The organism is Streptomyces sp. CB03234 (assembly GCF_001905885.1).
Taxonomy (GTDB): domain Bacteria; phylum Actinomycetota; class Actinomycetes; order Streptomycetales; family Streptomycetaceae; genus Streptomyces.
Genome location: NZ_LIYH01000001.1, coordinates 702,983 through 723,103 on the forward strand (window position 1 = coordinate 702,983; position 20,121 = coordinate 723,103).

A 20,121-nucleotide genomic window follows, 5' to 3' on the forward strand; every position below is an offset into this window, starting at 1 on the left:
AGTCACAGCAGGCCGAGCGCAATCGGGGAGCCCAGAACACATGCCTGAGACGACTCCACTGTTCGGTGAGATATTCGACAGAAACGTCGCCGCAACGCCGGAAGCGATCGCCGTCGAGTTCCAGGACCAGCGGCTGTCGTACCGTGAACTGGACGACGGATCGGCCCGGCTGGCCGCGGAGCTGGTCCGCAGAGGCGTGGGCCCGGACAGCGTGGTCGGGATCGCCGCAAGCCCGTCCCTCCACCTGCCGTCCGCGGTGCTGGGCATCCTGCGCGCCGGTGCGGCCTGGCTCCCTCTCGACCCCGCCTACCCGGCCGACCGGCTCCGCTACATGATCGCCGACTCCGGCCTCACCCTGCTGGTCGCCGATCCGCAGACCGCCCGCGACCCGGTGTACGAGGGTCTGGAGACCATCAGCCCCGACGTGGACGGCGCCGCGCCGGCGAAGCCCCTGGCCGGGGAACCGCGGCCGTCGCCGGCACCCGGTCACCTGGCCTACGTCATCTACACCTCCGGCTCCACCGGCCGTCCCAAGGGCGTCGCGCTCACCCACCGGGGGCTGGCCAACCTGGCCCGCGCGCAGAGCGAGACCTTCGGCGTAGGGCCGGACGGACGGGTGCTGCAGTTCGCGCCGACCAGCTTCGACGCGTCGGTGTTCGAGATGACGATGGCACTGTCCGCGGGTGCCACCCTGGTGCTGGCGCCGCGCGAGGACATCGCACCCGGCCCCGGCCTCGCGGATTTCCTGCGCGACCACCGCATCACCCACGTCACCCTGCCGCCCTCCGTACTGGCCACGCTGCCCGAGGCCGCGCTGCCCGACCTGGCGGTCCTGGTGTGCGCCGGTGAAGCGCTGCCGGAGCACCTCGTCGAGCAGTGGCTGCCCGGACGCCGCATGTTCAACGCGTACGGGCCCACCGAGGCCACCGTCTGGGCCACGGTCGCCGAGCTGACGCCCGGCGGCGGCAAGCCTTCCATCGGCACGGCCATCCGTGGCGCCCGCACTCTGGTCGTCGACGAGTCGATGCGGCCGGTGCCCCCGGGCACACCCGGCGAGCTGCTCATCGGAGGGGCGGGCGTGGCGCGCGGTTACCTCGGCCGGCCGGCCCTGACCGCTCAGCGGTTCATTCCCGATACCGGTACGGCCGGGCCCGGGGCGGCCCGGCTGTACCGCACGGGTGACCGCGTGGTGGAGAGGGCCGACGGCAACCTGGAGTTCCTCGGGCGCCTGGACCACCAGGTCAAGATCCGGGGCTTCCGCATCGAGCCGGACGAGATCGCCCGGCAACTGGCCGAGCACGCACAGGTGACCGACGCCGTGGTGATCCCGCGCGACGACGGGGCAGGCCCACAGCTCGTCGCCTACGCGACGGGCACCGGCCTGGACACCGCGCGGCTGCGGACCCATCTCGCGGAGCGCCTCCCGGCCCACATGATGCCGGCCGTCATCGTGCCCCTGGAGCAGATGCCGCTGACACCCAGCGGCAAGATCGACCGGGAGAATCTGCCCGCGCCCGACAGAACACCGGACACCTCCGGCCGTACGGCGCCCCGGAGCGCCACCGAACGGGCACTCGCCGCCGTACTGGCCGACCTGCTGTCCCTCGACTCGGTCGGCGTGGACGACGACTTCTTCGCCCTCGGTGGCCACTCCCTGCTGGCCGGGCGGCTGGCCGCCCGGGTGCGCTCGGAACTCGGCCGGGAGCTTCCGCTGCGCCGCGTGTACGAAGCGCGCACCGTGGCGGCGATGGCCCTCCTGATCGACTCGGCCGCCCCCTCGGGCGGCCCGACCGTGCCGCCGATCCGGGCCCGGAGGCGCGACGACGCCCACGTACCGGTTCCGCTGTCCTTCCCCCAGGAACGCATCTGGTTCCTGGAGAAGCTCTCACCGGGCAACCTCGCGTACAACGCGCAGGCCGTGATCCGCCTGCGCGGCCCGCTCGACGCCGACGTGCTGCGCGCCACCCTCAACGAGATCGTGCGCCGCCACGACGTGTTCCGTACCGCGTTCAGGGAGGTCGACGGCCGGCCCACGCAGTTCCCGCAACCGCCGATGGAAGTCGAGCTGCCGCTGCACGACCTGACCGGGCTCGGCACCGACGAGGCGGCGGAGCGCGCCGACGCCATCATCAGGCGGACCGTGCAGGCCGCCTTCGATCTCACCACGCCGCCGCTGGTGCGCTGGGTGCTGATCCGGCACGGCGAGGACGATCACACGCTCGTCCACGTCGAACACCACCTGGTGCACGACGGCTGGTCGTACGCCCTCTTCCTGCGGGAACTGCAGGAGCTCTACCCGAGCCTGGCGCGGGGCGAGGCGTCGCCGCTGCCCGAACCGGCCATCGGCTACTCCGACTTCGCGCTGTGGCAGCGGGAGTGGCTGCGAGGCGAGGTCCTGGACGCGTACATCGCGCACTGGACCAGGGAACTCGACGGCATACCGCCCACCCTGGAGCTCCCCACGGACCGGCCACGCCCGGTCGGACAGAGCTTCCGGGGCTCCTCGGTCCGTATCGACCTGCCCGGCGAGCTCTGCCGCGGACTGCGCGCCTACAGCCGCTCCCGGGGTACCACCCTCTACTCCACGATGCTCGCCGGATTCTCCGCGGTGATGTCGCGCTACTGCGGTCAGCGTGACGTGGTGGTCGGCAGCGGGGTCGCCAACCGGCGGCTGACGGAGATCGAGCAGATGATGGGCATGGTCGTCAACACCGTCCCGCTGCGCATCGATCTGTCCGGGGAGCCGGACTTCGACGACCTCGTCGGGCGCGTCCACGACACCGTCGGACGGGCACACGAATGGCAGGACGTGCCGCTGGACCGGCTCGTCGACGCCCTGGCGCTGCCCCGCGACCCCTCACGCAATCCGGTGTTCCAGGTCATGTTCAGCTTCCACGACTCGCAGATCCCGGACCTGGACTTCATGGGCATCCGCGGCTCCGTACGGGAACTGCACAACGACTCCGCCAAGACCGACATCAACGTCGTCGTGCTCCCACGTGCCGAGCAACACGCCGGTCACGGAGTCGGCGACGACGACTCGGCCATCACTCTGATCTGGGAGTACGCCACAGACCTCTTCGACGCGGAGACCATGCGCCGGATGGTCCAGCACTACACGACCCTCCTGGAGGAGGCACTCCGCGCCCCCGGCCTCCCCTTCGACCGGCTGCCGCTGCTCGCCGCCGACGAACTCGCCGACGTGCTCGGCGGATCACGGGGAGCGGCGACGGCGTTCCCGTACGACCGGACCGTCCCGGAGCTGTTCGCCGAGCAGGCGGCCGCCCGGCCGGACGCGACGGCGCTCGTCGCCGGCGGACGGTCCCGGACCTATGCGCAGGTGGAGGAGCGGGCCAACCGCCTGGCCCACCTGCTGCGGGCGCGCGGCGTCGGCAAAGACGTCCCCGTCGGCGTCCTGCTCGAACGCGGTGACGAGATGGTGATCACGCTGCTGGCCGTCCTCAAGGCCGGCGGCGGGTACGTACCCCTCGACCCCGGATACCCCGCGGAGCGGCTCACCGCGATGCTCGACGACGCCGCCGCGCCGCTGGTGGTGACGCGCGCCGGCCTGCAGGGGCGGCTGGCCCCGGGGGCGGCCCGGACGCTGATCCTGGACGAGGTGGCCGGGGAACTCGCCCAGGCCCCGGCACACGCGCCGGCCGCGCACGCCACACCCGACAGCCTCGCGTACATCCTGTTCACCTCCGGCTCCACCGGCAGGCCCAAGGGCGTGATGGTCGAACACCGCTCGGTGCTGCGGCTGGTCTGCGGGACCGACTACGTCTCCTTCGGTCCGCGGGAACGGCTGGCCCAGGTCGCCGACGCCTCCTTCGACGCGCTCACCTTCGAGCTGTGGGGCGCGCTGCTGCACGGTGGCGCGGTGTGCGTCATCGAGGCCGGACAGCTGCTCACCCCCGGCGGGCTGGCGGCCGCACTGAGCGAGCACGGTGTGACCGGCATGTTCCTCACCTCGGCGCTGTTCACCGAGGTCATGACCCAGAACCCGGGCACCTTCGCCGGGCTGACCAACCTGCTCGTCGGCGGCGATGTGCTCAATGTGAGCCGCATACGGCAGCTGCTGGACAGCCCCGCCGACCAGAGGCCGACGCGGCTGATCAACGGATACGGACCCACCGAGACCACGACGTTCGCGGTGTGCCACCTGATCGAGTCACTGCCGGACGGTACGGCCTCGGTGCCCATCGGCCGCCCGATCGCCAACACGACGGCACACGTGCTCGACCCGCGCCTGCGGCCGGTCCCGGTCGGTGTGCCGGGTGAGCTGTACATCGGCGGCCCGGGTGTGGCCCGCGGATACGCGAACCGCCCCGGGCTCACCGCCGAGCGGTTCCTGCCCGATCCGTACACCGGAGGCGGGGCGCGGATGTACCGCACGGGCGATGTGGCGCGCTACCGGCGGGACGGAACGCTGGAGTTCCTCGGCCGGGCCGACAACCAGGTCAAGATCCGCGGATACCGGATCGAGCCGGGTGAGGTCGAGACGGCCCTCACCGCCCACCCCGGAGTGGGGCAGGCCGCGGTCGTCGTCGACGACGCCCCGTCCGGCCGGCGGCTGGTCGCCTACGTGGCGTCCGCGCCGGGCCGGTCCGCGCCTCCCCCCGACGAACTGCGGGACTTCCTCTCCCGCACCCTGCCCGCGTACCTGCTGCCCGCCGTGTACGCCGAAGTGGCGGCGATGCCCCTGACGACCAGCGGCAAGGTGGACCGCGCGGCACTGCCGGCGGTCGCCGACAGCAGGCTGCCGCTCGAAGGCCATGTGTCACCGAGGACCGTGACGGAGCGGACACTGGCCGAGCTGCTCGCCGACATGCTCGGCATCCCCGACGTCGGTGTGACGGACGACTTCTTCGTTCTCGGCGGCAACTCCCTGCTGGCGATGCGCCTGATCAGCAAGGTCAACGAACGATTCGCCGTGGACCTGCCGCTGAGTGACTTCCTCATCGCGCCGACCGTCGAGCGCCTCGCGGCCGACGTGGACGCCGCGCTCGCCTCCGCCGACGCCGGACGGCCGCCGGCCCCTGCCCGCGAAACCACCCGCGAGGCCGATTCCGACGAGGACCTGCTCCACCGGATCGACGAACTCTCCGACGACGAGGTGAACGCCCTCTTGCGTGACATGGCTGAGAACGAGGTCGAACGATGACGGACGGCACTCCCCTCGGTGGCACCGCCGACGACCGGCGGGCCCAGCTCGCGGAGCGGCTCAAGCGGCGTATCTCCGAGCGTCACCACCCGCTCTCCTACCCTCAGCAGCGCCTGTGGTTCCTCGACCAGCTCGACCCGGACAACCCCGTCTACGTGGTCCCGCTGATCTACCGGATCAGCGGCCCGCTGGACGTGACAGCCATGGAGCGCGCCCTCGGCGAAGTGGTCCGCCGGCATCACGTGCTGCGCACGGTCTACCGGTCGGTGGACGGCACTCCGCGCCAGTTCGTCCGCCCGGCCGAGCCGATGACCATCCCGGTCCACGATCTGTCCGCCCTGCCCGACCCGGCGGCCGCGGCGGAGCAGGAGTGCCGGCGGGAGGCGGCCCGGCCGTTCGACCTGGCGGCGGACCTGCCGGTACGGCCTCTGCTGCTGAGGCTCGCGCCCGACGAGCACCGGTTCTGCCTGAGCCTGCACCACATCGCCTGCGACGGGTGGTCGCTCGGTGTTCTCGGCAGTGAACTGTCGGCCCTGTACGGCGCCTTCACCGAAGGGCGGGAGCCGCAACTGGCGCCGGTGGAGGTCCAGTACGCGGCCTTCGCCGAGGAGCAGGAGGCCAGGCTCCGGGGCAGCCGCCTGGAGGAGATGCTCGGTTACTGGCGGGAGCGGCTGGCCGGGGCCCCCGCTCTGGCCACGCTGCCCGGGGACCGCCCGAGGCCTCCCACCCAGAACCGCCTCGGCAGCCACCTGGACTTCGCCATCGGCGCCGATGTCACCGAGCGGGTGGGCCGGCTGGCCCGCGCCGAAGGCGCCACGCCGTTCGCGGTGCTGCTGGCCGCGTTCACCGCCGTGGTGCACTCCCGGGCAGGTGGCGACGAGGTGATCGTCGGATCACCCGTGGCGGGCCGGACCAGGGCCGAACTGCAGTCGCTCATCGGCTTCTTCACCAACACCGTGGTGCAGCGCGTCGACGTCTCCGGCGAGCCGACGTTCCGGCAGCTGGTGGCCCGCGCCCGGGACGAGAGCAGGTCCGCGGTCGCACACCAGGACCTGCCCTTCGAGAAGCTGGTCGAGGAACTGCAGCCCAGCCGCGACCCGGCCCACAACCCGCTCTTCCAGCTCATGTTCAGCTACCACGAGGGCGACGCCGACGGCCTGGTCCTGCCGGGCTGCCACGTCCAGCTGGTGCCGGGCGACACAGAGACCTCGAAGTTCGACCTGACCCTCAGCCTCACCCGGACCGGGGACCGGCTGTCGGGCCGCCTGGAGTTCAGTACCAGCCTCTTCGAAGAAGCCACGGCCCGCTCGATCGGCGATCAGTACAGCGCCGTCCTCGCCGCCGCCGTGGCCGCCCCGGACACCCCACTGCGTCAACTGCCCGTCCTGTCACCGGACGAGATCCGCCGTGTCCTGGAGGACTGGAACCCGCCCGCCGAGCCCGTACCTGACGTACTGGTCCACGAGCTCATCGCGCGGCAGGCCGCTCGTACGCCGGACGCCCCGGCGCTGCTGGGCGCGGAGCAGCAGCCGCGGGACGCGATGACGTACCGCGAACTGGACCGGCGCGCCGAGGCGCTGGCCGCCCGGCTGCGGGCCCGCGGGGTCGCCCCGGACGTACCGGTCGGCGTCTACCTGGACCGCTCGCCCGACCTGGTCGTCGCACTGCTGGCCGTCCTCAAGGCGGGCGGCGCGTATCTGCCGCTCGACCCCGGCTACCCGGCCGACCGGATCGCGTTCATGGTCGAGGACTCGCGCTCCCCGGTGATCGTGACGCGAGCGGCCCTGGCACGCCGCATCGCGGGGCTGCCCGCGTCGCCACTGCTGCTCGACACACCCGAGCCGGAGGGAACGCCCGCCGGGGCGGTCGGACCGGCCTCCGCGGTCTCGCCGCAGCACCTGGCGTACGTGATCTACACCTCGGGTTCGACCGGCAGGCCCAAGGGCGTGATGATCTCGCACCGCAATGTCCAGACGTTCTTCGGCGGCATGGACAAGGTGCTCGGCGCGGACACCCCGGACACCTGGCTCGCCGTCACCAGTATGTCCTTCGACATCTCGGTTCTGGAGCTGCTGTGGACGCTGGCACGCGGCTACCGGGTGGTCGTCCGTGGCGACGAGCCGACCCGGCACGGCGTCGGGACCGGCGGCCCGGCCGTGACCTCCTCGACGCAGGCGCGGCCGCTCGACCTCAGCCTGTTCTACTTCGGCGGCGACCGGGGAGGTGAACAGGGCGACGCGTACCGGCTGCTGATCGAGGGCGCCACGTTCGCCGACCGCAACGGCTTCTCGGCCGTATGGACCCCGGAGCGGCACTTCCACGAGTTCGGCGGGCTGTACCCGAACCCGTCGGTCACCGCGTCCGCGATCGCGGCGATCACCGAGCGCGTGGCGGTACGGGCCGGCAGCGTCGTCCTGCCGCTGCACGATCCGCTGCGGGTGGCCGAGGAGTGGTCCGTCGTGGACAACATCTCCCACGGCCGGGCCGGCATCTCGGTCGCGTCGGGCTGGCAGCCGGACGACTTCGTGCTCGCACCCGACGCCTACGCCGACCGCAAGAAGGCCATGATGAGCGGCCTCGACGAACTGCGCCGGCTGTGGCGCGGGGAGACCGTACGCCGCCGCAACGGGGCCGGCACCGAGACCGACGTACGTATCTTCCCGCCCCCCGTTCAGGACGAACTGCCGGTGTGGATCACCAGCGCCCGCAGCCCCGAGACGTTCCAGCTCGCGGGTGAGAGCGGTGCGGGGCTGCTGACACACCTGCTCGGCCACAGCGTCGAACAGCTCGCGCAGAAGATCCAGCTCTACCGGCAGGCGTGGCGCGAGGCCGGGCACCCGGGAAACGGCCAGGTGACGGTCATGCTCCACACCTTCGTGGGCACGGACACCGACGAGGTGCGGGAGACCGTACGCGAGCCCCTGTGCGCGTACATCAAGTCCTCCTTCGACCTGCTGACCGGCCTCGGACAGGCCATGGGGCGGGAGATCGACCTGCGTACGCTGCCCGAGGAGGAGCTCGACCACCTCGTCGCGCAGGCCTTCGACCGGTTCTTCGAGACGTCGGGGCTGCTGGGTACGCCGGAGCACTGCGCCGATGTGATCGACCGGCTCAAATCGATCGAGGTGGACGAGGTGGCCTGCCTCATCGACTTCGGTGTCGAGCACGAGAGGGTGCTCGCCTCCCTGGAACATCTCGCGACGACACGCGAGCTGAGCGAGTCCCGGCGCCGCACCGCGCAGGCCGACGAGCCGATCGCGGCGCAGCTCGTCCGGCACGGGGTCACCCATCTGCAGTGCACGCCCTCGGTGGCGGGGCTGCTGGTCGAGGACGACGACGCGGCGGCCGCGCTCCAAGGGCTGGACCGGTTGCTGGTCGGTGGCGAGGCGCTGCCCGCCCCGCTTGCCGAGCGGCTGGCGACCCTGCTGCCCGGCAAGGTCCACAACATGTACGGCCCCACCGAGGCGACGATCTGGGCGACGACGGCGCCGGTCGGCGGCCCCGGGCCGGTGACCATCGGGCGGCCGTTGGCCAACGTACGGGCGTACGTCGTCGACGCCTATCTGCGGCCGACACCCGCCGGCGCTCCGGGGGAACTGCTCCTCGGCGGCCCGGGTGTCGCACGCGGCTACCTCGGCCGTCCCGGGCTCAGCGCGGAACGCTTCATCCCGGACCCCTTCGCCGCGGAGCCGGGGCAGCGGCTCTACCGCACCGGGGACCTGGTGCGCCGGCGTGCCGACGGTGAGCTGGAGTTCCTCGGCCGGCTGGACCACCAGGTCAAGGTCCTCGGCCACCGCATCGAACTCGGCGAGATCGAGAACACCCTGGGCGCGCATCCCGACGTACGGAACGCGGTCGTCGCCGTGCGCGGGGAAGGCGGGCACAGCCGCCTCGTCGCCTATTGCGTCCCCGTCCCGCACCGTGCGAACGCCCTGACCGCGCCCGCGCTGCGGGCGTTCGCCTCCACGTCGCTGCCGGACTACATGGTTCCCGCGGACGTCGTCTTCCTCGACGCCCTGCCGATGACGGCCAACGGGAAGGTGGACCGCGGCCGGCTGCCCGGCCCGGAGGACCGGCCGGCCGCCGTCTACCGGCCGCCGGACAACGACAAGGAGCGTCACGTGGCCGAGGCACTGGCCGAGGTGCTGCGCGCCGAGCGGATCGGCATGGACGACAACTTCTTCGAGGCGGGCGGGAACTCGCTGCTCGCCGTGCGGGCGAGGGCGCGGCTGCGGCCCGTGCTCGGCGACCGGCTGTCCCTCGTGGACATCTTCCGCTATCCCACGGCGCGGGCGCTGGTCGCCGCGTTCGACACGGCGGGCACGCCGGGCGCGGAGGGGGCCGGCGACGGGCTGGACCGGGTACGCAAGACGGCCGGCCGGCGGGCCGACGCGTTCGCCCGGCAGGCGAGGCGACGAGCGGAACGGAGCGGGGCGTGACCGGCGACGAAGAGCTCGACGGCGTCGAGCCGGTGGCCATCGTCGGCCTGGCGTGCCGGGTGCCGGGCGCGAGGACCGTCGAGGAGTTCTGGCGCAACATGCGCGACGGAGTGGAGTCGATCACCTGGTTCGAGCGGGAGGAACTGGCGGCCGCGGGCGTCGACGAGGAGACCCTCGCCGATCCCGACTATGTCCCCGCCTCCGGCCATCTTCCGGACGCGGACCGCTTCGACGCCTCGTTCTTCGGTTTCAACGCGGGCGAGGCCGAGACGATGGACCCCCAGCAGCGGGTGTTCTGCGAGACCGCCTGGGAGGCCATGGAGGACTTCGGCCACGACCCGGCACGCTTCGACGGGGCGGTCGGCGTCTTCGGCGGTTCGTTCATGAACAAGTACATGGCCCAGAACCTCAACACCAATGCCCGCTTCTTGCACTCGCCGATGGCCCCCGTGGCACGGATGTTCAACGACAAGGACTTCCTCGCCACCCGCGTCGCCTATCTGCTCGACCTGACCGGCCCGGCGTACACGGTGCAGACGGCCTGCTCGACTTCTCTGGTCGCCACCCACCTGGCCTGCCAGTCACTGCTCAGCTACGACTGCGATGTGGCGCTGGCCGGGGGAGTGACCGTCAATGTGCCGCTGAAGGCCGGCTATCCGGTCGCCGACAGCGGGCTGTTCAGCGCCGACGGACGCTGCCGCCCCTTCGACGCGAAGGCGGGCGGCACGGTGCCCGGCAACGGTGCCGTGGTGCTCGTGCTGCGCAGGCTCTCGGAGGCGCTGGCCGACCGGGACCACATCTACGCCGTGATCCGGGGTTCGGCGGTCAACAACGACGGCTCGATGAAGGCGGGTTTCGCCGCCCCGAGCGTCGACGGCCAGGCCCGGGTGATCGCCTCGGCGCTCGCGATGGCCGGTGTCGATCCGTCCACCATCGGCTACCTGGAAGCGCACGGCACCGCCACACAGGTGGGCGACCCAATCGAGGTCGCTGCGCTGACCCAGGCGTTCCAGCAGCCGGGCGGCGCCGTGGGACGGTGCGCGCTGGGCTCGGTGAAGGCCAACATCGGCCATCTGGACGCGGCAGCCGGTGCGGCCGGACTGATGCGGGCCGCACTGGCCGTCCATCACGGGCAGATCCCTCCCACCGCGAACTTCACGCTGCCCAATCCGGGTCTGCGGTTGGAGGACACACCGTTCTACGTGCCGGACGGCGTGCGGGACTGGCAGCCGGCGAGCGGGCCGCGGCGGGCAGGGGTGAGCTCCTTCGGAGTGGGCGGCACCAACGCGCACGTCGTCATCGAGCAGGCCCCGGCCGCCGGGCCCTCTTCGGCGCAGCCGCGGGAGTGGCAGCTGCTGCCCGTCTCCGGACGTGACCGGACCGCCGTGGACCTCGCCACCGAGCGGCTGGCGACCCGTCTGGACCGCGCGGATCCGCCTCCGGCCCTGGCCGATGTGGCGTACACGCTCCAGGACGGCCGTCGCGGCTTCCGGCTGCGCAGGTTCGCGGTCTGCACGGACGCGGCGGACGCCGTACGCGCGCTGCGCGGCGAGGATCCGGACCGGCTCCACACCAGGACCGCGCCCGACGGGAAACACGAGGCCGTCTTCGCCTTCCCCGGCGGTGGCATGCAGCATCCGGACATGGGCCTGGACATCTACCGCTCGGAGAAGGTGTTCCGCGCCGAGGTGGACCAGTGCGCGGAACTGCTGATGCCCAGGCTCGGCTTCGACCTGCGCAGGCTGCTCTTCCCCGCCGCCTTCACGCCGCTGAGCGGCAGGGAACTCACCGGCGGCGCCGCCACGATGGGACGCGGCCAGGGGGCCGGGGTGGTCTCCGCGCTGTTCACGATCGAGTACGCGCTGGCGCGTCAGCTGATGGCGTGGGGCATACGCCCGGCGGCGATGATCGGGCACAGCCTCGGCGAGTACGTCGCCGCCTGCCTCGCCGGGGTGTTCTCCCTTCCGGGTGCTCTCGACATCACCCTCGCCCGCGGCGAGCTGTTCGCGAAGATGGAGCCGGGCCGGATGCTCGTCGTCCAGCTGCCCGAGGAGGAGCTGCTGCGCCTGCTGCCCGACCGGGTGTCGGTCTCGGCGGTCAACGCACCCGATCTGACGGTGGTGGCCGGCCCGGACGAGGACATCGCGGCGCTGCTGAAGGACCTGCGCGGCAGTGGCATCGACTGCCGCAAGGTGAGCGTCCCGGTGGCCAGTCACTCGTGGATGGTCGACCCGTATCTGGAGGAGTTCACCCGCGAGGTGGGCCGGCTGACGCTGTCCAAGCCGGAGATCCCCTTCGTCTCCGGCGTCACCGGTACCTGGATCACCCCGGTCGAGGCCACGTCCCCCGAGTACTGGGCTCACCACCTGCGCCGTCCGGTGCGGTTCGCGGACGGGGTGCGCAGCGTCCTCGACCGGCCCGGCCGGACCCTGCTCGAAGTCGGGCCGGGCAAGGCGCTGACGTCGCTGGTCGCAGCCCAGCGGATGGCCCCGGCGCCGGTCGCGGTCCCCACGATGGGGCTGCCGCGCGACCCGGCCCCCGACCTGGCCCACCTGGTCACGGCGGTCGGCCGGCTGTGGCAGCAGGGGGTCGCCGTGGACTGGAACGCCTTCCACGGTGAGGCCGCCCCGCGCCGCGTGCCGCTGCCCGCCTATCCGTTCCAGGGCAAGCGGTACTGGGTCGAGGCGCAGCAGACCCGGCCCGTTACCGGGCCGCGGCCGTACGCCGTGGAAGCGGCGCCGGAAGCGGACGAGGACCAGGCCGACGCCCTGGTGGCGCCACGTACCGAGACGGAACGCCAGGTGGCCGACATCTGGTGCAGCCTGCTGGGCATCGACCGGATCGGAGTCGACGACGACTTCTTCGATCTCGGCGCCCACTCGCTGATGGTGACCCAGGCCACCCGCCGGCTACGGCGCATGGGAGTCACCGGCCTCGCCGCCCGGGACGTGCTGCGCGCGCCGACCGTGGCGGCACTGGCCACCATGGTGGAACGGGCGCTGGGAGGCACGGACGTGCCTGCCGCGCCGCCCGGCCCGGACCTGGCGGGCGAGGTGCGGCTGGACGAGGACATCCGGGCGGACGGGCTGCCCGCCGCGCACGACGGGCCGCCGGGAACCGTGCTGCTCACCGGCGCCACCGGCTTCGTCGGCGCCTTCCTCTGCGCCGAACTGCTGGAGCGTACGGACGCCACCGTCGTGTGCCTGGTACGGGCCGCGGACACGGCGGAGGGACTCGACCGGGTCCGCGCCGCGCTGGACTCGTACGGCCTGCCGGCGCCCCACGGTTCCCGGCTGCGCGTGGTGACCGGCGACCTGGCCAGGCCGCTGCTCGGCCTGACGCCGGACACCTTCGACGAGCTGGCCGCCGAGACCGACGCCATCTACCACTGCGGCGCGTGGGTCAACTTCGTACGCCCGTACCGTGCGCTGAAGCCGGCCAATGTGCTGGGCACCCAGGAGGTTCTGCGGCTGGCAGCCCGCTCGCGCCTCAAGCCCGTGCACCACATCTCCACACTGGCGGTCCTGGCGGGGGCGATGACCGGGGACAGGGACACCCTCCTGGAGGACGATCCGCTGCCCGAGCCGGTCGGTCACGACACCTCGTACAGCCAGAGCAAGTGGGTGGCGGAAGGGCTGGTCCGGATCGCGCGGGAGCGCGGGATCCCGGTGTCCGTCTACCGTGCGGGCGGGGTGCTGTGCGACAGCCGTAACGGCGCCGCCAACAGCGAGGACTACATCACCAAGGTCATCCAGGGCTGCGTCCAGCTGGGCCTCGCACCGCTGCGGGACTACCGGCTGTCCGTCGGTACGGTCGACCACCTGGCGAAGCAGGTCGTCGGGCTGTCCCAGCGGCCGGCCGCCCGGAACAGGACGTTCCACACCATCGACCCACGGCCGCTCGAGTGGAACCACATCTTCGAGCGGATCCGGGAGTTCGGGTATCCCGTGCGCAGCGTGCCGTTCGAGGAGTGGCGTGCGGCGCTCGTCGAGCAGGTGGACCGCGAGGGCGAGGACAACGCCCTGGCACCGCTGATGGCCATGCTCGGAGATGTGCCCGACCGGCGGATGCCCGCCATCGACTGCGCCAACGTGCTGCGGAGCATGCCGCCGGAGCAGGCCCCGGCACCGGACCTGGACGCTGCCTTCTTCCAGCGGATGCTCGGATTCTTCGTACGCCGACGACTGCTGCCCGCGCCCGGGAGCGGCGCGACCACCACCAGGACGGAGAAGTAACCAGACATGCCACAACTCCTTACCGGAGCCACGGTCATCGACGGACTGGGCGGCGACCCGCGACCCGCGGGTTCGGTGCTGGTCGACGGCGAACGGATCAAAGAGACGGACGTACGGGGACCGGCGCGGGATGCCGACATCGTCGACCTGAGCGGCCTGACGCTGCTGCCCGGTCTCATCGACGCGCACGTCCACCTCGGGCACTCCAGTGAGACCCGGGCGATCCTCAACATGGAACTCTCCGTCGCCGAACGGGCCGCGGACATCTTCCGCACGCTGCGCCAGACCCTCGACGCCGGGTTCACCGCCGTACGCGACTGCGGCGGGATCGACCACGGAGTGCTGCGGACCGTGGGGCGCGGACTGGTTCCGGGGCCGAGGATCTGGGCGTCCGCGTCACCCCTCGTGCAGTGCGGCGGACACGGGCACCTGGGATCGCCGTTCCTGCCGCCGGACGAGACCTTTCACTTCCGGGTGCGCGGGCTGACGGCCGTCGGCCGTATCTCCGACGGCTGTGACGAGGTGCGCAAGGCCGCTCGTGAGTGCTTCAGGCAGGGCGCGACCTTCCTCAAAATGGCCGTCACGGGCGGCGTGGTGTCCATCGCCGACTCCCTGGACGACACCCAGTTCACCATCGAGGAGATCGCCACCGCGGTGACCGAGGCACGGGCCCGGCACACCTACGTCACGGTCCACGCGCACAACGTCGCCGGTATCCACAACGCGGTCAAGGCGGGGGTGGAATGCGTCGAGCACGGGACCGGTATCGACGAGGAGACCGCCGCGATGATGGCGGCCGGCCGTGTCAGCCTCGTACCGACCCTGTCCATCGCCAAGGTCCTCACGGAGAACTTCGAACAGCACGGGCTGCCGCCGCAGATTCGCGAACGCGTCGGCGACACGATGCAGGGCATGACCGACGGGCTGCTCGCCGCCCGGGAGGCCGGCGTCCCCATCGGCTCCGGCTCCGATCTCATCGGGCCGAACCAGAACCGGCGGGGCCTGGAGATCGCCCTCAAGGCCAAGATCATCGGAGCCCGGGAGGCGATCATGTCGGCCACCTCGGTGAACGCCTCCATCATGCGTGTCGCGGACAAGATCGGCTCCATCGAGGCAGGCAAGTACGCCGACCTCGTGGCGGTGGACTTCGATCCGCTCGCCGAGCCCGAACTCTTCGACAACCCCGACCGAGTCGTCCTGGTGATGAAGGGCGGCACCATCGTCAAGGACACCCGCAAATAAGCGGGGGAGAGGCAGCTCATGGCCGACCACGACAGCACTCCGGCAGCACCCACCACCTATGCGGTCGTGCTCAACGAGGAGGAACAGTACTCGATCTGGGACGTGGCACTGGAGATGCCGGACGGCTGGCACGCGGAGGGCTTCTCCGGCAGCAAGGACGACTGCCTCGCCCACATCGAGAGCGTGTGGACGGATCTGCGCCCACGCAGCATGCGCGCCGGCTGAACAGCCGGCCGGCCAGGAGGGGAGAGGATTCACTTGGCCATGTGGTCGGGCGACATGAAGCCCTTGGTCGTCGGCATCGGCGGCACGGGACGGCCTGGATCGACGACGGACAAGGCGCTGGCCCTGGCGCTGCGGGGCGCGACGGAGGCCGGTGCCCGGACCCGTCTCTTCGATGCCGGGACTCTCGGCGTACTGCCGCTCTTCCAGCCGCAGCACAAGGAGCGCGATGAGACCACGAGCGAACTGCTGGACGCGCTTGCCCGCGCCGACGGGGTGCTGCTGGCCAGCCCCAGCTATCACGGCGGCGTATCGGGTCTGGTCAAGAACGCGCTCGACTACCTGGAGGACCTCCGTGACGACCCGCGCCCCTATCTGGACGGACGGGCGGTCGGCTGTGTGGTCACCGCCGCCGGGTGGCAGTCCGCCGGCACGACCCTGTGCGCGCTGCGGTCCATCGTGCACGCGCTGCGCGGCTGGCCGACCCCGCTGGGTGTCGCCCTGAACACCACCGAGCATCCACTGGACCGGGCCGGCCCGGGGACCGGCGACCGATTCGAGACGCAGCTGCTGACGGTCGGCCGTCAAGTGACCACGTTCGCCCAGGCGTTCGGCCGATCCAGTGGCGCCATGGCGGGGGTGACCGGATGACCACGCAGCACGAGTCCACGCCCCAGTCGGCACGAGCCGTACCGCACACCACGGCGGAGCGCATCGAGGAGTACAGGGAGAGACAACGGCTGGCACGCCGTCCCGGATCCCCCCGGGCAGCGAGGCGACAGCACGTCCTGGGAAAGCACACCGCCCGCGAGCGCATCGAACTGCTCCTGGACGAGGACTCCTTCATGGAGACCGACCCGCTGGCCCGGCACCGCTCGACCAACTTCGGCATCGACAGCCGGCGCCCGGTCGGCGACGGAGTGATCACCGGCCTGGGGACGGTGGACGGCCGCCAGGTGTGTGTGTACGCCCAGGACGCGACCTCCTTCAACGGCAGCGTCGGCGAGGTGTTCGGGGAGAAGGTGGGCAAACTCCTCGACATCGCCATGCAGATCGGCTGCCCGGTGATCGGTATGAACGACTCGAGCGGCGCACGGCTCCAGGAGGGTGTGCTGGCTCTCTCCGCGTACGGCAAGGTCGCCAGGAGGGTGGTCACCGCGTCGGGAATGATCCCGCAGATCTCGGTCATCATGGGGGTGTGCGCCGGGGGCGCGGTGTACACCCCGGCCGCGACCGATTTCATCGTCATGGTCGACCGTACGTCGCACATGTTCGTGACCGGCCCTGACGTGATCCGCTCGGTGACCGGTGAGACGGTGGGGCTGGAAGAGCTCGGCGGGGCGGGCGTCCACGCGCGGCGCACGGGCAACGCGCACTACATGGCGGCGGACGAGGAGGAGGCCCTCGCGTACGTCAAGGACCTGCTGTCGTATCTCCCGAGCAACAACCTCACAGAGCCGCCGAGTTATCCGACACACGTGGACGCGGCCGGCACGCCCGGCGATCTCGAACTGGACTCCGTGATCCCGGACGCCTCCGAACAGCCCTACGACATGCAACGGGTCATCGAACGCCTCGTGGACGACGGGGACCTGCTGGAGGTGCACCCCGAGTTCGCACAGAACATCCTGTGCGGGTTCGCCAGGATGGAGGGGCACACCATCGGCGTGGTGGCCAACCAGCCCCTGCACCTGGCCGGCTCGCTGGACATCGACGCCGCGGAGAAAGCCGCCCGGTTCGTCCGGTTCTGCGATGCCTTCGGAGTGCCGATCCTCACCCTGGTCGACGTCCCGGGCTTCCTGCCGGGAACCGTCCAGGAATACGGGGGGATCATCCGCCGCGGTGCCAAACTCGGGTTCGCGTACATCGAATCCACCGTGCCCAAGATCACCGTCATCACCCGCAGGGCATTCGGCGGCGGGTACGCGGTGATGGGTTCGAAGGAGCTGGGCGCGGACATCTGCTTCGCCTGGCCGACCGCGGAGATCGGCGTGATGGGTGCCCGCGGCGGCGTCGACCTGCTCTTCCACCGCGATCTCGCCGCGTCCGAGGACCCCGCCGCACTGGAACGATCACTCACCGAGCAGTACGAGGCGACGCTGACCAGCCCCTATGCCGCGGCCGAACGCGGCTGCGTCGACGACATCATCGCGCCGTCCGAGACCCGGATCGCCGTGATCAAGGCGCTGCGCGCACTGCGGAGCAAGCGGGTCGCTCCGCTGCCGAAGAAACACAGCAATATTCCGCTCTGACACTCGACAGGACAGGGGTCGCTGATCTCATGGCAGACGAACGGGAGGAACTCAACGCCCAGCTGCGGACCCTCATCGGGATCTCGGCCGGGATCCCGTTGGGCCCGGGCATGGGTGTGCCCGAGAGCACGAACAGCCCGGACGCGGCCGTCGACGACCCGATCTGCCTGCGGTGCGGCCTGCCGGCCGGGCACCTCGGGGAGGGCCCGGCCGGCAGGCCCGCCTCCCTGGCCCCCGTCGCTTCGGTCTTCTGAGGACCATCAGGGCGGGGAGTCCGGGCCCCCACGGGTCACCATCGCGGCGACGGCCGCCCTGTTCGAGACGCCCAGCTTGGCGAAGACGTTGGACAGATGCATCTCCACGGTCTTCTCCGCGATATGCAGCCTCTTGGCGATCAGCCGGTTGGTCAGGCCGTCGCTCACCAGCGCGGCGATCTGCTGCTCCCGGCCGGTCAGGACCATCACACTGCTCTCGGCGTCGGGACTCTTCGCGCGCGGAGCACGGGCGGCCAGCCGGCGCCGTTCGACGCGGGCCTGGCGTGCCAGGGCGGAGGCCCCCAGCTGCTCGCAGGCCAGTTGGGCGGCCTTCAACTCGTGTGCCGACTCGTCGAACCGGCCGTCCTGCCACAGGGCGAGGCCCACGATCACCCGGGCGCGCAGTGCGTCGATCGACCGGCCCGCCTCCTCCAGACCTGCTGCCGCCCGTTGCGCGGGAGCCAGCGCCCTTTCCGGATCCTGACGGAGCAGCACCTGCGCCTCGGCCAGCGTCGCCAGCGCGATGCGGCCGGGTTGTTCCAGGAGGTCCGCGGCCCGCTTGGCGCGCTGCGCCCACTCCGCGGCCCGTCCCGGCCGGTCCGCGGCGAGTTCCGCCCGTACGAGTAACTCGTACCAGGCGACCCGGGAACCGGCGTCCGCGGTCGGAAGGTCGGCTCCGCCCGCGTCGCTCACCAGCGCCAGGCATCCCTCGTGGTCGCCGTCGAGCAGTGTCGCCTCACTCAGGACCCGCAGGGCGAGCGCCTCCTTCCAGCTGCTCGCCGAGTGCCGGGGCTGCAAGGTGGCGGCGAAGGCGCTCTGCCGGGCGCCGTCGAGATTGCCGAGCGCGATGTCCACATAGCCCTGCACCGCATAGGCGTTGACCAGCTCTTCCGGACTGTCCGTACGCTCGGCGAGATAGACCGCGTGCTCGACGGCGATCGCCGCGTCGGTGAGTCTGCCCCGGTCGCGCAGTACGAACGCCTGCCCGGCCAGCAAGTGCGGCATGAACAGCCGGTACCCACTGCGCGTGGCGAAGCCCACGCCCTTGTCGAAGTGCCGGAGCGCTTCGTCCCAGCGTTCGAGCAGCACCTCGCTCCAGCCGATCCAGATCACCGCGTCGAGACTGCGGGCGAGTTCGCTGTCCAGCATGCCGTCCAGGATCGTGGTGGCCTTGCCGAGCAGGTCGTGGGCGAGCTCCGTGCAGCCGTTGGCGGAGTTCGCCATGGCCATCAGACCCAGGCAGGAGGCCTGCAGGGGCCGGTCCCCGTGCCGCTCCACCACTGCCAGCGCCTCCTGTGCCCACTGGTAGCAGCCCACGGGGTCACCGCTGTGCAGCTGGCCGGCGGCTATCTCGAACTGGAGCGACGCGCGGACCAGGGCGTCCTCGCCGCCCAGCACGTCCAGCTCCATGCGCAGCATGGCGTCCGTCTCCTCGAGGCCGCCGAGCAGGCGCTGCACCATCGCCGCGAAGGCGACGGCTTCGGCGTGGGCGGGCGCCGGGTCTCTGGGCAGAATGCTCAGCGCCTCGTGCATCAGATCGCGGCACTCCCGCAGCTGCCCCGTCGCCCCGCGCGCCTTCGCGAGCTGGGTCATCATGCCGGCTCGCCGGGCCTCGAACCGGGGCTGCTGCGGCAGGGCGCGCAGCGCGGTGGTGAGCCAGGCCGATGCCGTGCCGGGGTCGGTGGAGGCCATGACCCCGGCCGCTTCGGCGAGGACCTCGACCGCGGCGAGATCGCCGTGCTTGATCCACTGCTCCACGTGCGGGGCGCGCTCCACGGCGGAGGCGCCACGGAGGCAGAGGGCCTCGTCGGCGCGCAGGTGCATGTCCACGCGCCAGCTCAGCTCGCTGCCGTTGTACACCGCCCGGTGGACCACCGGGTGCCGGAAGGCGAAGTACTGCCCGGGTACGACCGGGTGGACCAGGTCGCGCCGGATCAGCTCGCCGATGGTGCCCAGGACCTCGGTCTCGGTCCGGCCCAGCATCTGTGTGAGCAGCCCCGCCTCGAATTCGTGGCCGACGACGGCAGCGGCATCGATCACCTCCCTCATCTCCGGCCGGAGCGGCAGGAGTTCCTCGGTGTACCGGGCGTAATTGCCGAAACGCGGGGTCTGGTTGAGTCGGCCCAGGTCGTCGCGCGCGGTGAAGACGGGCTGTTCGGAGATGAGCGCCTTCAGATACCCGGGGTTGCCGCCGCTCTCCCGGTACAGGTGTTGACGGTTGATGGCGGTGGCCTCGCCGGCCAGCATCTGGCTTGCCTCCTCCTCGAGAAGCGGTTCCAGATGCACGTGTTCGACGACTACTTGTTCGGACCG

General features: G+C 71.5%; 9 protein-coding genes. 8 read left to right on the forward strand and 1 reads right to left on the reverse strand.

Translation table 11 applies throughout. The features are described 5' to 3' along the window. The first annotated feature begins 40 nt into the window (after positions 1-40). The 8 genes from AMK26_RS03210 to AMK26_RS03245 are packed head-to-tail and all read left to right on the forward strand — an operon-like array spanning position 41 to position 17,808. Positions 41-5,164 (forward strand): non-ribosomal peptide synthetase, encoded by a 5,124-nt coding sequence (locus AMK26_RS03210; protein ID WP_073751644.1) that lies wholly within the window; start codon positions 41-43, stop codon positions 5,162-5,164. Further along, entirely contained in the window at positions 5,161-9,603 is a 4,443-nt protein-coding gene (locus AMK26_RS03215) for a MupA/Atu3671 family FMN-dependent luciferase-like monooxygenase (protein WP_073751645.1), read from the forward strand. Before AMK26_RS03210 ends, AMK26_RS03215 begins: the two co-directional genes overlap by 4 nt. Then, positions 9,600-13,838: a type I polyketide synthase gene (locus AMK26_RS03220; protein WP_073751647.1), complete on the forward strand. Its 4,239-nt coding sequence runs from the start codon at positions 9,600-9,602 to the stop codon at positions 13,836-13,838. Before AMK26_RS03215 ends, AMK26_RS03220 begins: the two co-directional genes overlap by 4 nt. A gap of 6 nt (positions 13,839-13,844) precedes the next feature. Next, positions 13,845-15,080: a metal-dependent hydrolase family protein gene (locus tag AMK26_RS03225; RefSeq protein WP_073751649.1), complete on the forward strand. Its 1,236-nt coding sequence runs from the start codon at positions 13,845-13,847 to the stop codon at positions 15,078-15,080. A gap of 18 nt (positions 15,081-15,098) precedes the next feature. Next, positions 15,099-15,305: an MbtH family protein gene (locus AMK26_RS03230; protein ID WP_073751651.1), complete on the forward strand. Its 207-nt coding sequence runs from the start codon at positions 15,099-15,101 to the stop codon at positions 15,303-15,305. Between the two features lie 54 nt (positions 15,306-15,359). Further along, positions 15,360-15,953: an NADPH-dependent FMN reductase gene (locus AMK26_RS03235; protein ID WP_241837778.1), complete on the forward strand. Its 594-nt coding sequence runs from the start codon at positions 15,360-15,362 to the stop codon at positions 15,951-15,953. Then, positions 15,950-17,554 carry an acyl-CoA carboxylase subunit beta gene (locus AMK26_RS03240; protein WP_073751655.1) on the forward strand — a complete coding sequence of 535 codons (1,605 nt, stop codon included), beginning with the start codon at positions 15,950-15,952 and terminating at the stop codon, positions 17,552-17,554. Before AMK26_RS03235 ends, AMK26_RS03240 begins: the two co-directional genes overlap by 4 nt. A gap of 29 nt (positions 17,555-17,583) precedes the next feature. Then, on the forward strand, positions 17,584-17,808 hold the full coding sequence (locus AMK26_RS03245) for a hypothetical protein (RefSeq protein WP_073751657.1): 225 nt from the start codon (positions 17,584-17,586) through the stop codon (positions 17,806-17,808). Between the two features lie 6 nt (positions 17,809-17,814). On the opposite strand, the gene AMK26_RS03250 is transcribed toward AMK26_RS03245, so the two are convergent. Then, positions 17,815-20,094, reverse strand: coding sequence for a helix-turn-helix transcriptional regulator (locus tag AMK26_RS03250; protein WP_241837779.1), 2,280 nt, complete (start codon positions 20,092-20,094; stop codon positions 17,815-17,817). Positions 20,095-20,121 lie beyond the last annotated feature (27 nt).